Source organism: Cylindrospermopsis sp. CR12 (genome assembly GCF_001432185.1).
Lineage (GTDB): Bacteria > Cyanobacteriota > Cyanobacteriia > Cyanobacteriales > Nostocaceae > Raphidiopsis > Raphidiopsis raciborskii.
On record NZ_LMVE01000130.1, the window covers coordinates 1 to 4,402 of the forward strand.

General features: G+C 37.1%; 5 protein-coding genes. 2 read left to right on the top strand and 3 right to left on the bottom strand.

The features are described from left to right. Positions 1-668: 668 nt before the first annotated feature. Positions 669-1,106 carry a thermonuclease family protein gene (locus ASL19_RS15005; RefSeq protein WP_006277533.1) on the bottom strand — a complete coding sequence of 146 codons (438 nt, stop codon included), beginning with the start codon at positions 1,104-1,106 and terminating at the stop codon, positions 669-671. 136 nt (positions 1,107-1,242) lie between these two features. On the opposite strand from ASL19_RS15005, the gene ASL19_RS15010 reads away from it, so the two are divergent. Then, on the top strand, positions 1,243-1,800 hold the full coding sequence (locus ASL19_RS15010) for a GIY-YIG nuclease family protein (protein ID WP_057178957.1): 558 nt from the start codon (positions 1,243-1,245) through the stop codon (positions 1,798-1,800). A gap of 287 nt (positions 1,801-2,087) precedes the next feature. On the opposite strand, the gene ASL19_RS15015 is transcribed toward ASL19_RS15010, so the two are convergent. Beyond that, the gene (locus ASL19_RS15015) at positions 2,088-2,435 is read right to left on the bottom strand and encodes a helix-turn-helix domain-containing protein (protein ID WP_057178958.1); all 348 of its coding nucleotides are present in this window, start codon (positions 2,433-2,435) and stop codon (positions 2,088-2,090) included. A 367-nt stretch (positions 2,436-2,802) separates the two neighbouring features. After that, positions 2,803-2,967 (bottom strand): hypothetical protein, encoded by a 165-nt coding sequence (locus ASL19_RS17960; RefSeq protein ID WP_161808612.1) that lies wholly within the window; start codon positions 2,965-2,967, stop codon positions 2,803-2,805. An 847-nt stretch (positions 2,968-3,814) separates the two neighbouring features. Here ASL19_RS17960 and ASL19_RS15025 point away from each other — a divergent pair. Next, on the top strand, positions 3,815-4,402 hold a 588-nt coding region (locus tag ASL19_RS15025), incomplete at its 3' end, for a DUF4277 domain-containing protein (RefSeq protein WP_369814514.1).

A 4,402-nucleotide genomic window follows, 5' to 3' on the forward strand; every position in this document is an offset into this window, starting at 1 on the left:
AATCTTCTCAAGGGAAAACCCTGAGCAAGGTAAAGGATGCTATTGCGCTGGGTAATCCCTATCCACCAAACCCCTGAACCTTCTCAAGGGAAATTTCTGAACCTGATGAAGGGCCCTATTGTCATGGGACTCTATCCATTAACCTTACTCAATCTTCTCAAGGGAAAATTCTAAATGGGGTCATGACTGATCGCACTGCCCAATCCCTGATTTACTGAATCTTCTCAAGGGAACATTTTGAACCTAGTAAAGGACGCTATTGCTTTGGGTAATCTCTATCCATTAAACTGCCCAATCTTCTCAAGGGAAAATTCTAAATGGGGTCATGACTGATCGTAGTGATTAACGTTCATCCATTCACCTCCCCTAATCTTCTCAAGGGAAATTTCTGAACCTAGTAAAGGGCGATATTGCGCTCGGTAATTCTTGTCCGTTAACCTACTCAATCTTCTCAAGGGAAAACTCTGAGCCTGGTAAAGGGCGATCGCAGTGAGAAAGGTTCATCCATTCAGCTCCCCAACCTTCTCAAGGGAAAGTTTTGAACACGGTAAAAGGTGATTGCTCCGAATAATCCCTATCCACCAAACCCCTGAACCTTCTCAAGGGAAATTTCTGAAAGTGGTAATGAACGCGATCGCAAAGCACTCACTGCAGGAGATCGCATTTGACTATAGACCCTGAGATTCAGAAGACCAGACACCAATTTTCTGCCACTTAGCGATTTCCTGAGCAGTTCTGAGAATAGATTGACTAGGGCACAAATCAGAATTGTATTTAGCCATTCCATCCATTAGCATCGATTTGTTTATTAGTTTCTCATCTTTACCTATAAAAACCTCAACACTGCTGTTATCTACAAACGAGAGCTTAACTGATTTCTTCTCTAGAATATTTTGGAGGTATTCCCTACTCGTCTTTTGAAAAGTAGGAGGAACTTCGACTCCACATAATCTAACTTTAAGTGTCTTGTTGCTTCTTCTTACTTCTATGGTATCAGCAGCTATAGAAACTACTTGCCATTTATAAAATAGAGGTGTTAGATTTAGTATAATTGCAGACGTTACCACAAAAGACAACAGAAAATAGTATGTATTTGCTATCTTCATAGTGTATATAAGCTATAGCATCTAGTTTATTTAGGGCTTTTAATTTCATTTTATTCGATTATCCGTTTATTGTTACTAAGGTTTATACCTAAAATACACACGATAGACTGACATACGTACTTTAAAATAAACACTGATGGAACAGTTAAATTTATTCTCAACTCCAGAATTATCCCTGACTCCAGCCAAAAAACAGTTATTGATGGATGTTGACCAATTACAAAACTGGAAGTCCAGAATATTTAAATATCAAAGCGAGATTAGAAATACACATAATAAAGCTATACAAGGTAGTTTATTCAATTTAAACCCTGCTCACTGTGATCCTGATTCCATTGACCCTTTTTCCTTGAATCCAGAATCAATGTCTTTTTACCGGTTACCGTCTCAGAATTACTCCCAACCAGTTTTATATTTTGTCATTGACTCTCTTTCTGATATTATACTATACATTGGCGAAACTAAACAAAATAACAAACGGTGGAAGAACGTTCATAAGTGTAAAGACTATATATCTAGTTATCAAGACTTACACTATCGTTATAAACTTTCTACAGCTGTAAATATCGCTTTCTGGTGGGATGCTCCTTCCTCTAAACAACAACGCCAAAAACTTGAGCAGATTCTAATTCAAAAGTGGCGATCGCCTTTTAATAAGGAGAATTGGGATATTTGGTCTCAACCATTTACCTAAAAGAACTATCCAAACCTACGAATAGGAACAGATATGATAACTAGTAATCTTCTCAAGGGAAATTTCTGAACCTAATAATGGGAGATCACATAGCATGGTTTACATAAAGAGCAATCTATTTAATCACTATTTTACTGACTCATACACGTAAGTTGACTGGACAGAAGTAAAACTAATGTCTTGTGCATCAGACGAAATCTTTTACACATTATACTAATATATAATCGTCTTGTCTTGTCTATGCGTTAATTATAATAAAAATCAGGTGCGGAATTGTGTTCTAAAGTCTAAATGGATAAATTGCTTCGTTCATTGATCTGAGCGGCTATGTAGTCCCTAACGAGTTCGGATACCCTCTGGCGGGAGATACCCAGTTCCCTGGCGATCGCTGCCTTAGCCATGCCAGAGTTATATAACTCTCGCACCTTCTCCCTAGTAGTGTGGTCGAATTTATTTTGGGTTAATCCCATTCTGTCGCGGTAGTCCCCAATTGTGCTAGAGTGTTTACCAACTAACTTACCTATCTGGCAATTATTTAAACCAGCCTCTAATAACTGCCGGATGTAATTCTGTAGGCTTTCTTTGTCTTTTTTGTAGGGTGATTTTAATGTTTTAGCTTTAGTCTCTTCTGGCATAGTATCTTACTTTTATACAAATACTGCTATTATAGCCTCCAGCGCAGCTACTGTCAAGGGGTTAGGACATAAAAAGCCCAGAAAAAGGTCGTTTGGAGATGTTAAAGACCTGTGGTAAAGCAGATAAAATACTAACAAAAAAACAGCCACCCATTGAGCAGCTGTAGTATCAACACTTTCTAAAGAAAGTTATTAAATTCTAACTTATAAATTCCAAACTCACAAGAGCAAAGTCTTTCTTATAGTGCATAAGCAGAAAAGATTAAACTAAATTTTGGTTTAGAAAGTATATCTGTTGCGGAAAGAACGCCCTCCATACTACCCCAAAAAGGAGAAATGGGAGGTGTGTAAGCACCTCCAGTATGAACTAGAACTCATCCCAAGGTATTTCTGGGTAGTTAATGTCTTCTAATGCGATTAAATTTGATGCTATAGCGTAATCAAACTGCTCTATAGGCAAGCAATAAATTTCTAATGTGATATGCTCGCGGAGCATAGTAGCAAGACCGGAAAGAATAATTAAGTTAAACATTGCAGTCAGTTCCTTTTTGAAAGTGTTGATACTATCAATATAGGAAACTTAATAATAATTGTCAAGGGTTTTGGGTAAATATTTTTTCAAAACAAAACCCGCTTTGTGGGCGGGTTACATTAATTTTAGCTAGGTAATGTGGACATCGCCACTCTATATATTCTTTCCCACCTGGTAGATGTCACCTCGCCACAAACCCAGGCGTTTTTGTAGTAGAGGATGGGGAGAGATTCCCGACCATTTTCAATCAAAAACCACATTTTGTTGCTAAAAACCAAGCTAATCATTGCCTTTTTCCTGAAAGTGTTGATATTTTAATAGTAGCAATACTAATAATAATTGTCAAGGACTTTGGGAAAATTATGAGTAATGAAAAACCTACTTGGTCGGCGTTTAACCGTCTGGGCAGAGGACTAAAATTCTGTTTCTACTTCCTCCAAAAGTGCTAACACTTTTTTGTTTAGCTTTATCTCTCTGTTATTGACGAAGGGCGTGAGGTCTTGGAGGAGATCTATTAACCGCTCTATATTCTTTACTCTAAAAAATCTATATCTAGGTGTGAGATATACTGCGTACCATTGGTTGTCGTGTTGCAGCATCATTTTGAAGTTTTTTACACCATGCTCCTCGAGTTTTTGTAGGAACGCACCTACAGCTTCGTCTTGAAACCCACATTCCGCACCCTAAGCTGTGACAGATCAAAGAGGATCCTAATGTAGTACATAATAACTAAAATTAATTCAGGGATTAAAGGGCTTAATGAGAATAAATAGCATTAATAGAGACATGGTGTGAGAAAGTAAAGTTTGGTAACAAAAAAGAGAATTGATAACCAAATAAGAAATAATTGATTGCAACAGAAATAGTAGAGGAAACTGTTGTGAAATTAAAAAGTGAAGAAATAGAAATTCAGAATATAGACCATCTAGGGATAGTAGCAGGAATAATAGATTCAATCGGAATAGTGGAAATAATAAATGAATTGATAGGAGTCGAAAAAGACGAAAAAGTAAATGCAGGTCAAGTAGTAAAAGCTATGATAATAAACGGGTTAGGATTTGTCTCGAAACCGTTATATATGTTTCCCGAATATTTTGAAACGATAGCCTGTGAACATCTGATAGGAGCAGGAGTCAAACCAGAATATCTCAACGATGATAAACTGGGGAGAGTCATGGATAAGATGTTTGAAAAAGGATTGAGTACAATCTTTTTTATCATCGCAGTAAAAGCTGCCCAAAAATTTGGAGTATCACTATCAACATCACATCTAGACTCATCATCAATGCACGTACATGGGAAGTATAACACTAGCTTACAAGAAGTAATATTTGAGAGTCAAAAAATAGGAGATAACCAAGAATTAGAGGAAATGACAGCGAAATTACCAAAAGAAATAACTATTACTCATGGTTATTCTCGTGACCATCGTCCG

Excerpts from the sequence above, each read along its gene's own strand:
- ASL19_RS15010 (WP_057178957.1), top strand. The coding sequence starts at position 1,243 with ATGGAACAGTTAAATTTATTCTCAACTCCAGAATTATCCCTGACTCCA.
- ASL19_RS15005 (WP_006277533.1), bottom strand. The coding sequence starts at position 1,106 with ATGAAGATAGCAAATACATACTATTTTCTGTTGTCTTTTGTGGTAACG.
- ASL19_RS17960 (WP_161808612.1), bottom strand. The coding sequence starts at position 2,967 with ATGTTTAACTTAATTATTCTTTCCGGTCTTGCTACTATGCTCCGCGAG.
- ASL19_RS15015 (WP_057178958.1), bottom strand. The coding sequence starts at position 2,435 with ATGCCAGAAGAGACTAAAGCTAAAACATTAAAATCACCCTACAAAAAA.